General features: G+C 69.9%; 12 protein-coding genes. 7 read left to right on the plus strand and 5 right to left on the minus strand.

All coding sequences use genetic code 11. The features are described 5' to 3' along the window. Nucleotides 1-105: 105 nt before the first annotated feature. From EV382_RS31005 to EV382_RS31015, 3 genes are read right to left on the minus strand one after another with little or no spacing between them, the layout of a single operon-like run. Nucleotides 106-1,308: an allantoate amidohydrolase gene (locus tag EV382_RS31005; RefSeq protein ID WP_130407756.1), complete on the minus strand. Its 1,203-nt coding sequence runs from the start codon at nt 1,306-1,308 to the stop codon at nt 106-108. Beyond that, nucleotides 1,305-2,963: a urocanate hydratase gene (gene hutU, locus EV382_RS31010; RefSeq protein WP_130407758.1), complete on the minus strand. Its 1,659-nt coding sequence runs from the start codon at nt 2,961-2,963 to the stop codon at nt 1,305-1,307. Before hutU ends, EV382_RS31005 begins: the two co-directional genes overlap by 4 nt. A gap of 17 nt (nt 2,964-2,980) precedes the next feature. Further along, the gene (locus EV382_RS31015) at nt 2,981-3,832 is read right to left on the minus strand and encodes a MurR/RpiR family transcriptional regulator (RefSeq protein ID WP_130407760.1); all 852 of its coding nucleotides are present in this window, start codon (nt 3,830-3,832) and stop codon (nt 2,981-2,983) included. A gap of 129 nt (nt 3,833-3,961) precedes the next feature. Here EV382_RS31015 and EV382_RS31020 point away from each other — a divergent pair, with 129 nt between their 5' ends. Beyond that, nucleotides 3,962-5,332, plus strand: a complete 1,371-nt coding sequence (locus tag EV382_RS31020; protein ID WP_130407762.1) for a hypothetical protein — start codon at nt 3,962-3,964, stop codon at nt 5,330-5,332. Nucleotides 5,333-5,359: 27 nt separating this feature from the next. Here EV382_RS31020 and EV382_RS31025 read toward each other — a convergent pair whose 3' ends face one another. Continuing rightward, the gene (locus tag EV382_RS31025) at nt 5,360-6,598 is read right to left on the minus strand and encodes an acyltransferase family protein (protein WP_130407764.1); all 1,239 of its coding nucleotides are present in this window, start codon (nt 6,596-6,598) and stop codon (nt 5,360-5,362) included. 522 nt (nt 6,599-7,120) lie between these two features. Here EV382_RS31025 and EV382_RS31030 point away from each other — a divergent pair. Genes EV382_RS31030 through EV382_RS31055 form a run of 6 tightly spaced genes read left to right on the plus strand, consistent with a single transcriptional unit; the run spans nt 7,121 to nt 14,239 of the window. Next, a complete protein-coding gene (locus EV382_RS31030) occupies nt 7,121-8,569 on the plus strand; it encodes an O-antigen ligase family protein (protein WP_130407766.1) in 1,449 nt (482 codons plus the stop codon). Then, nucleotides 8,556-9,995, plus strand: coding sequence for an oligosaccharide flippase family protein (locus EV382_RS31035; protein ID WP_130407768.1), 1,440 nt, complete (start codon nt 8,556-8,558; stop codon nt 9,993-9,995). Before EV382_RS31030 ends, EV382_RS31035 begins: the two co-directional genes overlap by 14 nt. Continuing rightward, nucleotides 9,992-11,101, plus strand: coding sequence for a polysaccharide pyruvyl transferase family protein (locus EV382_RS31040; protein ID WP_165435889.1), 1,110 nt, complete (start codon nt 9,992-9,994; stop codon nt 11,099-11,101). Before EV382_RS31035 ends, EV382_RS31040 begins: the two co-directional genes overlap by 4 nt. Then, nucleotides 11,101-12,252 carry a glycosyltransferase gene (locus EV382_RS31045; RefSeq protein ID WP_130407772.1) on the plus strand — a complete coding sequence of 384 codons (1,152 nt, stop codon included), beginning with the start codon at nt 11,101-11,103 and terminating at the stop codon, nt 12,250-12,252. The genes EV382_RS31040 and EV382_RS31045 overlap by 1 nt, the downstream gene beginning before the upstream one ends. Further along, nucleotides 12,249-13,079, plus strand: a complete 831-nt coding sequence (locus EV382_RS31050) for a glycosyltransferase family 2 protein (RefSeq protein ID WP_165435890.1) — start codon at nt 12,249-12,251, stop codon at nt 13,077-13,079. The genes EV382_RS31045 and EV382_RS31050 overlap by 4 nt, the downstream gene beginning before the upstream one ends. Before the next feature lie 11 nt (nt 13,080-13,090). Then, nucleotides 13,091-14,239 carry a glycosyltransferase gene (locus EV382_RS31055; protein WP_130407776.1) on the plus strand — a complete coding sequence of 383 codons (1,149 nt, stop codon included), beginning with the start codon at nt 13,091-13,093 and terminating at the stop codon, nt 14,237-14,239. Between the two features lie 89 nt (nt 14,240-14,328). On the opposite strand, the gene EV382_RS31060 is transcribed toward EV382_RS31055, so the two are convergent. Continuing rightward, entirely contained in the window at nt 14,329-16,371 is a 2,043-nt protein-coding gene (locus tag EV382_RS31060) for a S8 family serine peptidase (protein ID WP_244236866.1), read from the minus strand. Nucleotides 16,372-16,489 lie beyond the last annotated feature (118 nt).

The following is a 16,489-nucleotide window of genomic DNA, read 5'->3' on the forward strand; positions in this document are numbered from 1 at the left end:
CGGGCGTGGGTGCTGGGTCTCGGTCTGATTCGTTTGCGACATCAGCTCCAAAGGGCGACACCACCAGGGGTCGACCGCCGCCGTGTCGGGACCGCCGCACCTCGCCTACCGGCATGTCAGCTCCTCCAGCACCCGCGCCAGCGCCCGCACCCCGGCCGCGCAGTCGTCGTCGGTCGCGGCCTCGGCCGGGGAGTGCGAGACGCCGGTCGGGTTGCGTACGAAGAGCATCGCGGTGGGCAGGTACGCGGCGAGCACCCCGGCGTCGTGTCCCGCCCCGGTGGGCAGCACCGGCGCGTCGAGCAGCGTGGCGAGCCGCTTGGCCAGGTCGCCGTCGAAAGCGACAACCGGGGTGGCCGACTCCTCGGTGACGGTCACCGTCGTACCGTCGCGGCGGGCCCGCTCGGCGAGCTTGCCGCGTACCGCGTCGACCAGCCCGGTCAGCGTCTCCGGGTCGGCGGCCCGGGCGTCCAGCCAGCCGGTGACCTTCGACGGGATCGCGTTGGTGGCGTTGGGCTCGACGGCGACCCGGCCCACGGTGGCGTGCGCGCCGCGCAGCCGGGCCTCCTTGTTGGCCGCCAGCACCGTGAACGCGTACGTCAGCATCGGGTCGCGGCGGTCGGCCATCCGGGTGGTACCCGCGTGGTTGCCCTCGCCGACGACGTCGAAGCGCCACCGGCCGTGCGGCCAGATCGCGCTGGCCACGGCGACCGGCGCGTCCGTGTCCACGAGCGCGCGGCCCTGCTCGACGTGCAACTCCACGAACGCGCCGAACCGGCCCAGCAACTCCGGGCGGGCGCCCGCCGGCCGGTCGCCGAGCGCCTCGGCGAAGCTCACCCCGGCCGCGTCGCGCAGGCCAGCCGCGCGTTCAGCTGACAGCGCCCCGGTGAGCAGCCGCGACCCCAGACACGGTACGCCGAAACGCGCCCCCTCCTCCTCGACGAAGGCACCGAGCACCAGCGGCCGACCCGGGGTGACGCCGGCGGCGCGCAGCTCGTCGACGGCGAGGAACGCGCTCACGATGCCGAGCGGCCCGTCGTACGCCCCGCCGTGCGGCACCGAGTCGAAGTGGCTGCCGGTGAGCACCGCGTCGGACGCCTCCGGGTCACCCCAGTGGGCGAAGAGGTTGCCGTTGCCGTCCGCGGTGACCGGCATGGCGCGCCGTTCGGCCTGCGCGTGGAACCAGGTGCGCAGCTCCCGCTCCGGCTCGGTCAACGCGTACCGCAGATAGCCGCCGCTGTCGGCGTCCCGCCCGACCGGCGCGATCTCGTCCCACAGTGCCCGGAACCGGGCCGCAAGGTCGTCGCTCACGCGGTACCGCCCTCGGTCATCGGCACCCGGACGCCGGTCCGGTCGGCGACCTCGCGGGCGCTCTCGTAGCCGGCGTCGACGTGTCGGATGACGCCCATCGCCGGGTCGTTGGTGAGCACCCGCTCGATCTTCTGACCGGCGAGGGCCGTCCCGTCGGCCACGCACACCTGCCCGGCGTGGATCGACCGGCCGATGCCCACGCCGCCGCCGTGGTGGATGGACACCCAGGAAGCGCCACTGGCCGTGTTGACCAGTGCGTTGAGCAGCGGCCAGTCGGCGATGGCGTCGGAACCGTCGGCCATCCCCTCGGTCTCCCGGTACGGGCTCGCGACACTGCCGGTGTCCAGGTGGTCGCGGCCGATCACCACCGGGGCGGAGAGTTCACCGGAGGCGACCATGTCGTTGAACCGGACCCCCGCCTTGTCCCGTTCGCCCTGGCCCAGCCAGCAGATCCGGGCCGGCAGGCCCTGGAAGGCGACCCGCTCACCGGCCAGCTTGATCCAACGGGCCAGCGACTCGTTCTCCGGGAACAGGTCGAGGATGGCCCGGTCGGTGGCCGCGATGTCGGCCGGGTCGCCGGAGAGCGCCGCCCACCGGAACGGACCCCTGCCCTCACAGAACAACGGCCGAATGTACGCGGGCACGAAGCCCGGGAAGTCGAAGGCGCGCTGATAGCCGGCGAGCTGCGCCTCACCCCGGATCGAGTTGCCGTAGTCGAACACCTCCGCGCCGGCGTCGAGGAAACCGACCATCGCGGCCACGTGCCGGGCCATCGACGCGCGGGCCCGGTCGGTGAACTCGGCCGGCTTCGCCGCCGCGTACTCCCGGGCGTCGGCCAACTCCACCCCCACCGGCAGGTACGACAGCGGGTCGTGCGCGCTGGTCTGGTCGGTCACGATGTCGATCTCCACGCCCCGGACCAGGAGTTCGGGGAAGACCACCGCCGCGTTGCCGACCACACCGACGGAGAGCGCGCGCCCGTCCCGCTTCGCGGCGAGCACCCGCCGCACCGCGTCGTCCAGGGAGTCGGCGACCTCATCCAGGTAACGGTCGTGCACCCGACGGTCGAGCCGGGTGCGGTCCACGTCGACGATCAGGCAGACGCCGCCGTTCATGGTGACCGCGAGCGGTTGCGCGCCGCCCATCCCGCCGCAGCCGGCGGTGAGCGTCAGCGTCCCGGCGAGGGTGCCCGCGAACCTCTTCGCGGCCACCGCCGCGAACGTCTCGTAGGTGCCCTGGAGGATGCCCTGCGTGCCGATGTAGATCCACGAACCGGCGGTCATCTGCCCGTACATGGTCAGGCCGAGCTGTTCGAGGCGGCGGAACTCCGGCCAGGTCGCCCAGTCGCCGACCAGGTTCGAGTTGGCCAGCAGCACCCGAGGCGCCCACTCGTGGGTACGCATCACGCCGACCGGACGACCGGACTGCACCAGCATCGTCTCGTCCTCGCGCAGGTCGGTCAGCGTGCGGACCAACGCGTGGTACGACGGCCAGTCCCGCGCCGCCTTGCCGGTGCCGCCGTAGACCACGAGGTCGTCGGGGCGTTCGGCCACCTCGGGGTCGAGGTTGTTCATCAACATCCGCAGGGCGGCTTCCTGCTGCCACCCGCGGGTGGTGAGCTGGCTGCCCCGTGCGGCACGAATGGGCTGGGTCATCTCTGGCTCTCCTCCGGTCAACCGAGGAACAACTGTCGGCGGGCCGCCGAGGCTTCGAACGCCTCCAGTCGGCGCTGGGTGTCGGCCGGCGCGGCGTCGCAGATCGCCTGCAACAGCACCATGGCCAGGGTCATCGGTGCGGTGTGCAGGTCGAAGACGAGTTGCGCGCCGACCGCGGCGGCGAGCACCACGTCGGCGTGGTCGGTGGCCGGGCTGACCGGCGAGTCGGTGATCGCCACCACGGTCAACCCGGCGTGCCGGGCGTCGCGCAGCGCGTCCAGGGTCTCCCGGGGGTAGCGGGGCAGCACGAAGGCGAGAACGGCGGATGCCCCGGCCTCGGCGGCCTGCTCCAGGCGGTCGGTGAGCAGGCTGCCGCCGTCGTCGAGGACCCGTACGTCCGGGTGCACCTTGGCCGCGAAGTAGGCGAAGTACGCGGCCAGCGGCGCGGCGGCACGCAGGCCGAGCACCGGCAGTGGGCGACTGGCGGCGAGCAACCGCCCGGTCTCGGCGATCCGGGCGCGGTCGGCGAGCTGACCGGCCAGTCGGTCCAGGTTGTCCATCTCGGCGCGTACCGCCTGTTGGAGCTCGTTGCCGGCGTCCGTCGGTCCGCCCGGGGTCGCGGTGGTCAGGTCCCGCAGCCGGCGGCGCAGCGCCGGGTAGCCGTCGTGGCCGAGCGCGACGGCGAACCGGGTGACCGACGGTTGGCTGACCCCGGCCAGTTCGGCGACCTCGGCGGCGGACAGGTAGGCGACGGTGGGGGCGTGCTGCACCAGGCAGTGCGCGATCCGACGCTGGGTGGGGGTGAGCCGCACCCCTTGGAACAGGTCGAGCACCCGGTCAGCGGGTGCCTCGACAGCTCCTTCATTCATGTTCTGACTCTATGCATGAGAACTTTCACTGGCAAGCGGTCGCGGTCGCCGCCGGCGGTCCCGGGCGGGGCAGGCCGGGTTGGCCGACGGTCGGTACTATCCGCACGGCGGTTCAACGGAGGAGTGCGCATGCAGCCGGAAGGCCCCTACAGGTACACCCACGCGCTCGGCGGGTCTCCGGTGGGGAAAGCATGGGCCGCAATCGACGAGCAGGGCCGATTCGTCACCGTTGCGGTGCTCGACGCCCCCGTGGCCGCCACACCCGGCTGGCGCGAGGCGTTCGCCGCGGCCGCCGACCTGCTGGCCCGGTCGGCCGATCCGATGCCCTACACGTACGCCGACTTCTCCGCCGCCGCGCCGTGGGTGGCCTACCCCGCCGAGGCGGGCCCCGGTGCCGAGAAGCTGCTCCGGGCCCTCGGCGTCGACTACACCCCCGCGCCGACGGCGGCCCCACCAACCTCCGCGCCGCCCTCGGTCTCCGCCCCGCCAGCGGTGTCCGCCCCGCCGGCGGTGTCCGCCCCGCCGGCCTCTGCCCCGCCGGCGGCGTCCGTGCCGCCGGTGTCGGGTCCGCCGCAGCCCGTATCCGGTGGCCCGCAGGCCCCGTGGGCGGTGCAGTCCGGCCCGGTCCCCGGTCAGTTGGTCTCGGCGGTCCCGCACCCCATCTCCGGCGTACCTATTTCGCCCGCGGCGGTGACGTCCTCACCGCCGGACGCGCACACCTCCCCGGCGAGCGGCAGTCCGAGCCCGGACAGCTTCGTCGCGCCGACGTACGACCCGTTCAGTTCGCCGACTCAACGGATCCGCCCCTCGCCGCCACGGAAGAGCCGTACCGGGCTCTGGGTCGCGCTCGCCGCCGTGGTGCTGGTGCTCGTCGTCGGCGGGGGCGCTTTCGCGTGGAGTAGCCTCCGGGGTCCGTCCGTACCGACGGCGAGCCCCACGCCGACCGGCGTGGCCCAGACCGGCGCGACCGCCTCGTTGCCGACCAGCCCGCCCCAGCAGCCGGGCCTGGAACCGCCCCGACCGGGAGACTGGCCCAGGTGGCCGGTCTTCGCGAGCGGCGACGCGGTACGAGTACTCAGCCTTGATGGTCTGGACTTCGACTTCGCGGTGCCAGCTGACTGGGCGTGCGCGCCCGGGGGCAGCGCCGAAGGGCAGGTCGAGTACAACTGCGGCACCTCAATCGGGGACAACTCCGAAATTGGCGGCGAGCTGATCGTCCGCGAATGTCGTGAATGCAACGACGAGCGGCGTGTCACCCTGCGTAAGGCGGAGGAGGCGTGGGGGCTTCAGTGGCGCAGCGCCGGGCAGTACGTCGTTCTGGTCGAAACCCTGAAGCTGAACGGCGCTGAGAGGTATGGCGTCGTTGTGGTCGCATTCTGGCGGTCGGATCCGGACGGTGCGATCGACCGCCAACTCGTACTGCGAATGACCGCGCCGACGGCGTACATGGACACCCTTCGGCGTGTGATCAACTCTATTCGTGACAACGCGCGCTTCTGAGGAACGCGGGTCGCAGTGATCAGCTGATCACGAGACTGGGTGGGGCTGCCGGTGGGCGGGCTGATCGCCCGGGGGCGGGACCGTGCCGGCAGTGTCCTCCGTGGAATCCGAGGCGGCACGAACCTTCTGGAAGCTGCTCTTCAAGCCGTCTCGCAATGCTCGGCTCAGCGGCCTCTCCACGAACACGTGCACGACGTAGGCCAGGAGCAACGTCGCGCCGACGACGCCGCACAGAAGCAGCCACGGAGGCGCATCGTCGCGCAGATGACGGATGACGGTGCGCCCGTTGGCCGAGTGGATCAGATAGAGCGGATAGGTGAGAGCGCCGATGGTCGCCAGCCCTCGCCACTGGATCCTTGCGAACCAACCCAGCGCGATACCGATCATGAGGATGTAGAAGAAGGCAACCAGGGCGAGTGACGCCTTCCACGACATCGGTACGCCAGCCTTCACGAGTGGGGCGATCCGGGCATCCAACATGACGGCATTGATCGCGAAAGAGAAGCCGACGATGCACCAGAGCAGGAGGCTCTGCCCGAACCGGTGCATGAGGTAGAGCGCCATTCCGGCGACGAAGTACGACGCGAATCGTGGCTCGAGGATCAACGTCAGAGGCTTGAAATCGGAGCTGTACGCGATGAGTGCGAGGGTCGTCCAGACCATGCAGAACAGGAGGACCCGGCGGTACGTGACGCCGAACGCGACAACGGTCAGGAACAGCAGGTAGAACTTGAGCTCGATCAGCAGCGTCCAGTATGGCTCATCGAGGTTATTCAATTGCAGCAGGTTCTGCGTCATGGTGAGGTTGCCGATTACCTGCCGAAGGTCGGGTGCCTTCTCGCCGGACTGTGGCCACAGCATGAGCACCGATGCGGTCAGGAGGACCGCGAACAGATACGCCGGCATCAGCCGGGTGACCCGCGAGGTGAAAAAGTCACTCAATGATCGGCCCCACGAACTCATGCAGATCACGAAGCCGCTGATCATGAAGAAGAGTTCGACTCCCAGCCATCCGTAACCGGCGGCCTGCCGCAGTGGGCCGCCGAACAGATCCGCAGTGTTGGCCGCCCAGGTCTCTCGGGCATCGGCGAACAACAGGTGGTACGCGACGACGGCCATGGCGGCGAGGAAACGCAGAAGGTCCAGGACGTAGAGCCGCGGCGCGCGCGAAGTCGCCGGTACGGTCGGTCGATCGAGCACTGCTTGGATCGGCAACTCGACGGTCTGGTCCTTGAGCGTCGAGCGGTCCACATGGGTGAGGTTCATGTCAGCGCCCTGGCGAGAGAGGTGATCGGGGGAACGTAGGATACGTATCGACCCTCAGCGACCCGGCACGGGACGCGGTTCAGGGCACTTCGGACACCACGTTTGCCGCCGGCGATAGAGGCGGTCCTGGCTCTGCGGTCACCAGAGGAAGAAGACCGCCGGCTCAGCTTACCGAGACCCTCGATGCCCGTGCGGACCTGCACCCGTGTGGGAGGGGTGGCGATATGTGCAGCAAATGACAAAAAGGCGAATCGGAGCGTCTTATCCGTCCCGTTCTATTGGGCCCGATGTAGAGGTTTTGGAAGGGCGAAGCGGTTGCGCCGCACCCGGCCCGGGACCGCTGGTTCGCCGCTCACCGGCCCCTCTATGATTAGCCCGCGAAGCGCAGCTTCGGCCGAGCCGGTGGTCATCGGTTCTGAGGCCCGACCTCACGGACCTGGCTTCAAGGGCGTGAGCTAAACCCCCGCACGACCAGCGCAGCCCCGGCAGCGACTGGCCGACCAACGCTGACTCGGAGATGCCATGTTCCCCGGCACAGGCGGTGGTCATCCCCAGGATGATGTTCGCCATGCCCCGACGGTCCGGCTCAACCCCAGTGAGGTGCTGGCCCAGCGGAAAGTCGGCCCGGCTGTGGCCCCCGCCGAGGAGACGTCCAACCGACACCCGTCGGGCCGTCACCGGGGCCCGAGCCTGCTCACGCAGCTGACCTCGGCCGGCCGGGCGCTCGTCGAGGGCCTGCGATCCGATCCGGATCAACGCATCGTCGCCGTGTTGGCCGTGCTCGTGGCGACGCTCGGTCTGGCGCCGATGGCCCTCGCTCCGTCCGAGGTGGTCATCTACAGCGGCGTGGCCACCGGCGAGCCGATGCTGTACACGTACACGATCGCGATCGCGGCGGCTGTGGTCGTGATCGGGGTCCAGACGCGGCGTCAACTCACCCGTGCCTTCTTCCCGTGGGTGCCGTTCCTCGGCTGGATGCTCCTGTTCGCCGTGCTCGCCTGGGACTCGTCCCTGCGCACCGTGAGCGGCCTGGTGCACTTCACCCTGGTGGCGATCGTGTTCGCCGTCGGTGTCACCGCCGAACGTGCCGACCGGAGAAACTCCGTCCTGCTCTGGGCCTTCGCGGCGGTGGCCTGGTTGCAGCTCTTCGCGATCACGATGGCGGTCCTCGGCTTTCCGCTGCGCCGCATCGCCGGCACACAGGCGCTCGACGTGCTCGGCCGCGCCACGGGTCTGACCAGCCATCCCGGCGAGCTGGCGAAGCTGCTGTTCTTCTGCGGCATGTGCGCGCTCACCCTGCCGCAGAAGACGGTGCGGCAACGGTGGGTGGCCTGGAGCACGCTCGGTGCCGTCCTGCTCGGCGTCTCCCTCACGCAGAGTCGCTCGGTCCTCGCGGCCGTGGTCGCCATGATCCTCATCCTGGTGGTGCTCGAGTTCGTCACCGGCCGCTGGCAGAAGAAGTACTTCGTCGTCCTCGGGATCACCGGCGCGCTCGGCCTGCTGTCGGTGCCGTGGCTGATCAAGCGGTTCACCGCCGACCCCGAGGGGGGCGACCGGCAGCACCTGCTCCAGGTCGCCTTCGACGTGATCCGTGAGCACCCCTGGGCCGGGGTGGGCCCGAACAGCTACGTGGCCATCGCCGGTGCCTCCGACCCACTCACCGCCAGTGGCGTGCCCGTGCACAACGTGCTGTTGCTAAGCGCCGCGGAACTGGGCATCATCGGTGCGCTGCTGCTCTGGCTGCCGTTCGCGCTGACCGCGACGACAGCCGTCCACGCGGTGTTCCGGGTGCGGACCGCCGAACTGGCGCCCCGGGTCCTGGTCAGCGCGCTGCCGGGCCTTGTCCTGATCGGCATGACGGGATGGGGGCTCATGCAGGGACCGTACTTCCTGATGTTGGCGCTGATCGCCGGCTACTTCCACGCCCGGTCGCGGCACGTACGGGTTGCGAGTGGCTATGGTCGCGACTGAGGTCACCACGCCGGAGCGACGGCGACCGTCCCTGACGATCGTGTCGGGGCTGCTGGGCGTCTCCACCCTGGCCACCCGGTCGACCACCCTGGTGGTCATGGCGCTCCTGACCAGAGGCGCCGGCGCCGAAGCGGTCGGCTTCTACGGTCTCGCCACGCTCATCGCGTCCTTCACCGCCGCCGCGCTCTCCCTCGGTCTGCCGACCTACCTGACCAGGGAGGCCGCTGCGGGGACGGTGTCACCGCCGGTGGTCGCGCGGATCCACTGCGGGCGCTTCGTCGCGTTGCTGGTGGCCGCCGCCGTCGCGTACCCCGTGATCGGTGTGGTCCTGCCCCCGGAGGCGCAGTTCGCCTTCTTCCTGATCTTCGTGGCCAGCCTGCTTGAGCAGTGGAACGAGACGGCGTGGGTCCTCATCCGAGGCACGCCGTCGGCGTGGGCCGAGCCGCTCACGAACGTGTCCGCCGGTCTCCTGCTGGTCGGCGCGTGCGCGGTCGACGTGTGGCTGCTGGACGGGCTCAGCCTCGGCGACGCCGCCGTCTACATGTCGATAGCGGCCGTCCTCCGGTCCGCTGCCGCGTTCCTCATCGTGCGCATCCTGCCGGCGCTGCGGAACTCCCGGGGCATCCGCGTGGTCCAGCACATCCGGCTGGCCCTGCCGTACTTCGCCGCCGACCTCTTCGGTCTCTTCTACTTCCGCGGCGACGTGTTCGTCCTCGCGTTCTTCGTGGCCGCCGCGGAGGTCGGTGAATACGTGTCGGCCGCGGCGATCGTCGGGCCGGTGGTCCAGGTCGCGGCGTCCATGGGCGTCGGCGCGCTCGCCTACGCCGCGCCGCGCCGGTCGTCCGGGGCCGCCCAGTCGAACGATCCGCTCACGATCTTCCGGTTCTTCGGGCTCGCGGGTCAGGCCGCCGCCGGCGTCATGTTCATCGGCATCCCGATCGGGACCGCCGTGTTGTTCGGTGAGCACGCGGGCAACATTCCGACGCTCGCGATGGTGCTCACCTTCTTCCTCATCCTGCGATTCGGCAACTTCGGCCTGTCCGCCATTCTGCTGTCGCAGGGCCGCGCCTCCAGCCGGTTGATCGTGCTGGTGTTGAGCATCTGCGGCAGCGTCGGTCTGAACCTCGCACTCGACGGCACGTACGGGGCCTTCGGCTCCGCCACGGCGATGGTGCTGAACGAGCTGGTCGTGGCGGGGTCGCTGCTCTGGTTCCTGCGAATCAAGGAACTGGTGCGGCCGGTCGTTGTCTCGTTCGTCATGGTGGCGGCGGCGGTCGGCGCGCTCGCCGTACTGCTGGCCGTCCTGGAACCCGCCCTGGCGTCCTTCATTCTGGGCGGCATCATTCTCGTTCTGGCTACCGCCAAATTGTTGGCTCAACGGAGGGCCGCAGGTCACCTGCCGGCCGCGACGACGGAGGACATGTGAGGGTCGGAATAGTCGGGTGGTTCGGGTCGGACAATCTCGGAGACGAGATCCTCCTTCACTCGCTCATTACCTGCGTTCGCGCGGTCAAGGAGAACGCCTCGTTCGTGGTCTTCTGCCCCAACCCGGAGCGGGTCGCGGAACTGCACGGCGTGCAGACGGAGAACATGCCCGTGCTGCGGGCACGAGGCGCCTCGGAGCGTCAGGTCGCGGTCCAACGGTCGATCAAGTCCTGTGACCTCCTGCTCCTCGGCCCCGGAACGGTCTTCCAGGAGCGTTCCCCCAACCTGTCCTGGCCCGGCACCCTGCCGATGTTCGCCCGGATCATCGCGATGGCCAAGATCGCCGGAACGCCCGTCGCCACCGTCGGCGTCGGCGTCCGGGAGGGCGGAACGCCGTTCGGCCGTCAGCTGCTCCGGGTGATCGGCGCCGCGTGTGTCGGCGTCGGTGTGCGCGACGAGCGGACCGCGTCGCACTTCGGCTCCAGCGCCGAGGTCATTGGCGACATGGCGTACACCCTGCCGCTGCCCGAGCTGGAGCGGGTCGACTCCGGTCGTCGCTTCGCCCTGTCGATGCGGCCACTCGCGCCGGAGCTGGAGGGCCCGCTGCTGACGGCCACCTCCGGTTGTGCCGCCCGGTTGGTCCAGGAGGGCTGGTCGGGCACCTTCCTGCCGATGGCCTTCGGCCGGGGAGCGCACGGCGAGGACGACCGCGTCATCTACGACCGTGCCTTCCGTGACCTGCTGGCCCTGGACCAGACCCCGTTGGACGGCAGTCAGCCGCTCGCCGGGGCGCTGCGGACCTGGTTGCAGGCGCTCGCGACGAATCAGCTCGTCCTCGGCACCCGCCTGCACGCCGCCCTGCTGGCCGTGGCGATCGGCGTTCCCACGGTGGCCATCGCCTACGAGCGGAAGGTCCTGGACGCCTTCGTCGATCTGGGGCTCAGCGAGTACGTGGTGCCGCCGGACGTCGATGCCGACACGCTCTACCGCAAGGCCACCCAGGCCGCGGCGGCGACCGAGGAGTTCCGGGAGGCCGCCGCCCGGGTCGCCGCCCAGGGACGCGTCGCGCAGGGGTTCGTCACCACGCTGCTGAAGCGGCTCGGCTGATGCGCGTCCTGCTGCTCACCCCCTTCGCGCCGAACGGGCAGCACAACCACGCCGCGGCCGACACCATCGTGCAGCTCACGCCACGGCTGGCCGAACAGGTCGAGCTCTTCGTGTACTCGCCGGGGAACACCGCCGGGTCCGAGCAGGACGACCTGAAGTACACGCTTCTGCCGTCCGACGTCGTCGCGCGGCCGACCCACCTCGACCGTCTCCGGGTCGAACCGGCGTGGCTGCGCCAGGCGTGGCCGCGCGAGGCGACCCAGGAGGCAGCCGGGCTGATCCGTCGGCTCCGGCCCGATGTGGTGCACGCGGAGTACCTGCAATCCGCCGAGGTCGTCGGGCTCAGCCGGGCCTCGGTGCTGGGCCTGCACGACATCACCGAGAAGGTGATGCGGGAGTCGTACCGGGCGTCATCCGGCCTGGAACGGCCGTACCGTCTCGCCGAGCTGGTGCGGACGCGCCGGTTCGAGCGTACGGCGATCCGGCAGGCGGGGGCCGTCATCACCCTGTCCGACGCCGACTTCGCGGTCGCCAAGGAGTACAACGCCAACACGGTCCTCGCCCGGCCGGGCATCCACGTGGGGGAGCGGTCCTGGTCGCCGCCACCGGTGACCGGGCGACCGCGTCTGGTCTTCGCCGGGGCGATGTGGCGACGGGCGAACGTCCTCGTCGCCGAGCTTCTCGCCCGCGAGGTCATGCCGATCGTGTGGCGGCACCTGCCGGACGCCGAACTCAGGATCGTCGGGGCGGATCCCACCCCCGACGTGGTCGGTCTCGGCGAGAGCGACAGCCGGGTGGTGGTGACCGGTGCGGTGCCCGACTTCCAGTCGGAGATGCTCGCCGCCCATGCCGTCGTCGTGCCGTCGATCGTGGGCGGCGGTGTGCTGATGAAGGTGGCACACGCCATGGCCCTCGGCTGTCCCGTCATCACGTCGAGCGGCCCGGCCGAGTCGGTGCGGGGCGATGCCTCGATGTTGTTCGTCGCCTCCACGGCGGACGAGATCGCGGCGGCCGCCCGAACTGCGGTCGAATCACCGGAGGACGCCGCGCAGCGTGGTCGGCGTGCCCGCGCACACATCGAGCGGACGTTCCGGTGGGACGACACGGTCCGCTCGTACCTCGACGCCTACGCGATTGCGGGTCGACAGTGAAGATCGCAGCCATCATCGTCTCCTACAACTCGGCCAAGGAGCTCCCCCTCAGCCTCGGTTGCCTGGGCGCCCTGCCGATCGAGCACGTCGTGGTGGTGGACAACTCCTCCACCGACGACAGCGTTGAGGTGGCGAAGTCCTTCGGCTACCAGGTCATCTCGCTGCCGAACGTCGGCTTCGGCAAGGCCATCAACGCCGCGGCGGAGACCGTCCCCGACGCGGACGCCTACTTCCTGCTCAACCCCGACTGTCACATCACGGCGGAGTCCTTCGCGCACCTCGCCGAGGCGCTGCGGGCCGACCCGAAGCTGGGCGTGGCCGCGCCGCTGATGCGCTACCCCGACGGGACCTTCGGGATCTCGGCGGGGCCCACGCCGAGTATGGCGAAGGAGTGGCTGGCCGCCCTCCGGGTCGACGAGATCGTGCCCAGCGGCCTGAAGCGGTCGCTGGCACAGGCGGCGCCGCTGCGCAAGAAGTTCCAGATGCTCGAGTACCTCGACGTCGAACCCACCGGTCAGGTACGCGAGGCCGCCTGGGTGTCGGGGTTCTGCATGCTCGTACGAGGCGACGCCTTCCGGGCCGTCGGCGGGTTCGACCGCGACTTCTTCCTCTACTTCGAGGACGTCGACCTCTGCACCCGGCTCTGGGCCGCGGGGTGGAGCGTCAAGTCGATCGGGACGAGCGTCGCCGAGCACAAGGAGAGCACCAGCACCGCTGCGGTCGGCAAGAACAACCTGTACCGGGCCGGCATGCAGGTCTATTTCGCGAAGCACGGCACGCGAGCTCAGCGACTCCTCGCGTCCGCCCTAAGGAGGCTGCCGATTTGAAAATCTTGTTTGTGGCACCCTGGATCCCGGCATCGGTTCGTCCGCGAAGCCTGGTGATCCTGGAGATGCTCGCCGCCGAGCACGACGTCCGCTTCCTCGCACTCACCCACGATGACGATGAGGTGCGGCTGGCCGAGAAGCTGCCGGTCCAGGACCGTACCCTCGTCACCAACTCGTTCGCCGGCTCCATGCTGCGATCCGCCCGTGCGCTCGGCACCGGGGTGTCGTTGCAGACGGGGTACGCGAGCCCGAAGGCGCTCACCGACGCCCTGCGGCAGCAGTTGGACGAGTTCCAGCCGGATGTCGTCCACCTCAACGTCTTCCGTACCGTCCACCTGGTCGAGGCCTGTGGTGACACGCCGGTCATCGTCGACCTGGACGAGTTCCGCAGCGAGTACTACGACCAGTTGGCCTCCCACGGGCCCAACCTCGCCTGGCGCACGTTGGGTCGGGTGGAGGCGGGCCGGATGCGGGCGCGGGAGGACGAACTGGTCCGCAAGGGGGTGCCGCTGATGCTTTCCGCGCCGTCCCTGCCCGGTCAGGAGCGACCCAACACCTACCTGGTCCGCAGCCCCTGCGACTTCTCCGTGCAGCGGCAGCAGGGCCCCATCGCACCCACCGTCCTGTTCGTGGGTCGGCTCAGCTACGAGGCGAACGTCAACGGCCTCATGTGGTTCGTACGCGAGTGCTGGCAGGGGATCCGCGACGCGGTCCCGGACGCCCGGCTGCGGATCGTCGGCACGGACCCGCCGAAGTCGGTCCAGGCGCTGGTGGGCAACGGTATCGAGTTGCACGCCAACGCGCCCGCCGTCGAGCCCTACTACGCTGATGCGGCCGTCGCCATCGCGCCGATCTTCCGGGGCACCGGTGTGCAGCTGAAGCTCATCCAGGCCATGTCCGCCGGTGTGCCGAGCGTGACGACCAGCATGGTGGCCGACCGCGCCGGCGTGCAGGACGGTGTCCACGTCAGCGTCGCCGACGACAGCGCCGGCTGGATCGCGAAGGTCGCGGCGCTGCTGTCCGCACCGGAGGCCGCCGAGCGGATGGCCGCCAACGGGCGGGAGTGGGTGGTGCAGCACCACAGCTCGGCGGCGGTCCGTCGGCAGCTCCAGGCGGCCTACGCGTCGCTCTCGTCTCGGGCTGGGGTAGACGCCTCTTAACGCGGATGGGCCGCCGAGACACGTGCGATACGTGTCTCGGCGGCCCACTGAACCGGTCGACGAAGGTCCCGGTCTTTCAGCCGCTGGCGTTAGCCGACCGTCTGGACCTCGTAACTGAACATCGTCGAGAGCGTCGGGTAGGACGCCGGATTGAAGCTTGCGATCAGCGACGAGTTGCCGTTGTTCGGTGCCTGGACGAGGTTGTAGTTGTTCTGGGCCTGGAACAGCATGTTGCCTTCATCCCAGTGGTAGAACCAGAACAACTGCGCCCCGCCGATCGCGGTGGAGTTCGCGATCAAGGGCTGAGTGCCCCCCGCCGGAGCGCTGACGTAGAGCCGGTTGGAGTGGGCTCGGAACGCGATGGAGTCGGCGCCCAGGTCGAGCATGTCGAACTTCTGCCAGTCCGTGACCGTCGTCGAGTTGGCGATCAGCGGGCTCCTGCCGGCACTCGCCGTGGTCACGAACTTGTTGTTGACCGCCGCACGCAGCACCACGACCGCCGCCGGCGAGGCCCACATGAACTTCTCCGGTCCACCGATCGTGGTGGCGCTGGCGATGAGCGGCTGGCTGCCGCCCGACGGTGCGGTGACGTACTTGCCGTTGATCTTGGCGATGAGGGTGGTCGTGCCGTCGCCGTTCATCACCACCTCGAACCGCTCCGCGTCGGTGATGGTGCTGGCGTTGGCGATCAGTGAGCCGTTGCCGCCATTGGTGGCGCTGACGTACTTCCCGTTTGCCCAGGACCCGAAGGCGACGTAGCCGGCTCCGGCGCTCACCAGGGTGAACTTCTCCAGGTCGCCGATCTGAGCCGGCGGCTGGCTGGCGGTCAACGGCTGGGTGCCGCCCGACCCCACCGAGACGGTCTTGCCGTTGGTCAGCGAACGCAGGCCGGCGACCTGCGGCACCGCCGTGGTGCCGATGCGCAGCATCACGTCGCTCGTGTTGTACGCGGCCGTGTTCCGGACGACCCGTCGGGTGCCACCGTAGACGAGATAGTTGCGCACCTGAAGCGGCGTCCAGGTCGGGTTCGCGGACAGCGCGAGCGCCGCAGCACCCGCGACGTGCGGGCTCGCCATCGAGGTGCCGCTGTACTTGGCGATCGCCGTGTCGCTGCTGGCCACCGACGACGGGATGTGGTGCCCCGGCGCGTGGATGTCCACGCAGGTGCCGAAGTTGGAGAACGACGCGCGGAAGTCGACCTCGTCGGTCGCCCCCACCGTGATCGCCGAGGCCGCGCGGCCCGGCGACTCGAGGCAGGCGTCACTGGCGCTGTTGCCAGAGGCAACGGAGTACGAGACACCGGAGGCGATGGAGGCCTCCACCGCGTCGTCGATCACCGCGCTGGCGTCGCCACCGAGGCTCATGTTGGCGACCGCCGGCTTCACCGCGTTCGCGGTGACCCACTCGATGCCGGACAGCACACCGGCGTAGGAGCCGTTGCCCTCGCAGTCGAGCACCCGCACGGCGACCAGCTTGACGGCCTTGGCCACACCGTAGTTGGTGCCGCCGAGGGTGCCCGCGACGTGCGTGCCATGCCCGTCGCAGTCACTCGCGACCGGGTCGTTGTCGACGAAGTCGTACCCGTAGCTGGCCCGGCCACCGAACTCCTGGTGGCTGATGCGGATGCCGGTGTCGATGACGTAGGCGTGCACGTTGCTCGCCGTGTTCGGGTAGATGTAGCGCTTGTTCAACGGCGCGAAGATCTGGTCCAGACGGTCCAGGCCCCACGACGGCGTGTTCAGTTGGGTGTCGGTCTTCGTCACCTTGCGGTTCTGCTCCACGTACGCGACCGCGGAGTTGCCGGCCAGCTTCTTGGCCTGCGCCTCGTTCATCCGGGCGGCGAAGCCCCGGATCGAGCGGGTGTACGTGTGGGTGACGGCACCGCCGTACTGCTTGGTGAGGGCGGTGGCGCTGGTACCGACCTCGGCGGGGTTCGCCTTGGCGTCCTTCAGGACCACGATGTAGCTGTCCTTGATGGCGCCCCTGTCCGCGGACTTCAGGGCCCGCGGGAGCTTCTGCCCGTCGGACGGCGCGGCGGACGCCGCACCGCCACTGGAAATCGTTGCGGCGGCGACTACGGCGAGGGCGAGCCCGGCCGTGACCGAGCGACCAGCTCGGCGAAGTTGGAACACGTGAGACTCCCCGTTTGGTCAGCGTCCAGAACGGACGCACCTGTCAGGCCCTGCCTTTCGGCAGAGACGCAGCTCATCTTCGTTCACCCGTGCCATCGATGGCTCAGCCGTTCGGATC

It is taken from the genome of Micromonospora violae (assembly GCF_004217135.1).
GTDB lineage: Bacteria > Actinomycetota > Actinomycetes > Mycobacteriales > Micromonosporaceae > Micromonospora > Micromonospora violae.

Coding starts and splice junctions, on each gene's coding strand:
- hutU (WP_130407758.1), bottom strand. CDS start 2,963: ATGACCCAGCCCATTCGTGCCGCACGGGGCAGCCAGCTCACCACCCGC.
- EV382_RS31015 (WP_130407760.1), bottom strand. CDS start 3,832: ATGAATGAAGGAGCTGTCGAGGCACCCGCTGACCGGGTGCTCGACCTG.
- EV382_RS31020 (WP_130407762.1), top strand. CDS start 3,962: ATGCAGCCGGAAGGCCCCTACAGGTACACCCACGCGCTCGGCGGGTCT.
- EV382_RS31025 (WP_130407764.1), bottom strand. CDS start 6,598: ATGAACCTCACCCATGTGGACCGCTCGACGCTCAAGGACCAGACCGTC.
- EV382_RS31030 (WP_130407766.1), top strand. CDS start 7,121: ATGTTCCCCGGCACAGGCGGTGGTCATCCCCAGGATGATGTTCGCCAT.
- EV382_RS31035 (WP_130407768.1), top strand. CDS start 8,556: ATGGTCGCGACTGAGGTCACCACGCCGGAGCGACGGCGACCGTCCCTG.
- EV382_RS31045 (WP_130407772.1), top strand. CDS start 11,101: ATGCGCGTCCTGCTGCTCACCCCCTTCGCGCCGAACGGGCAGCACAAC.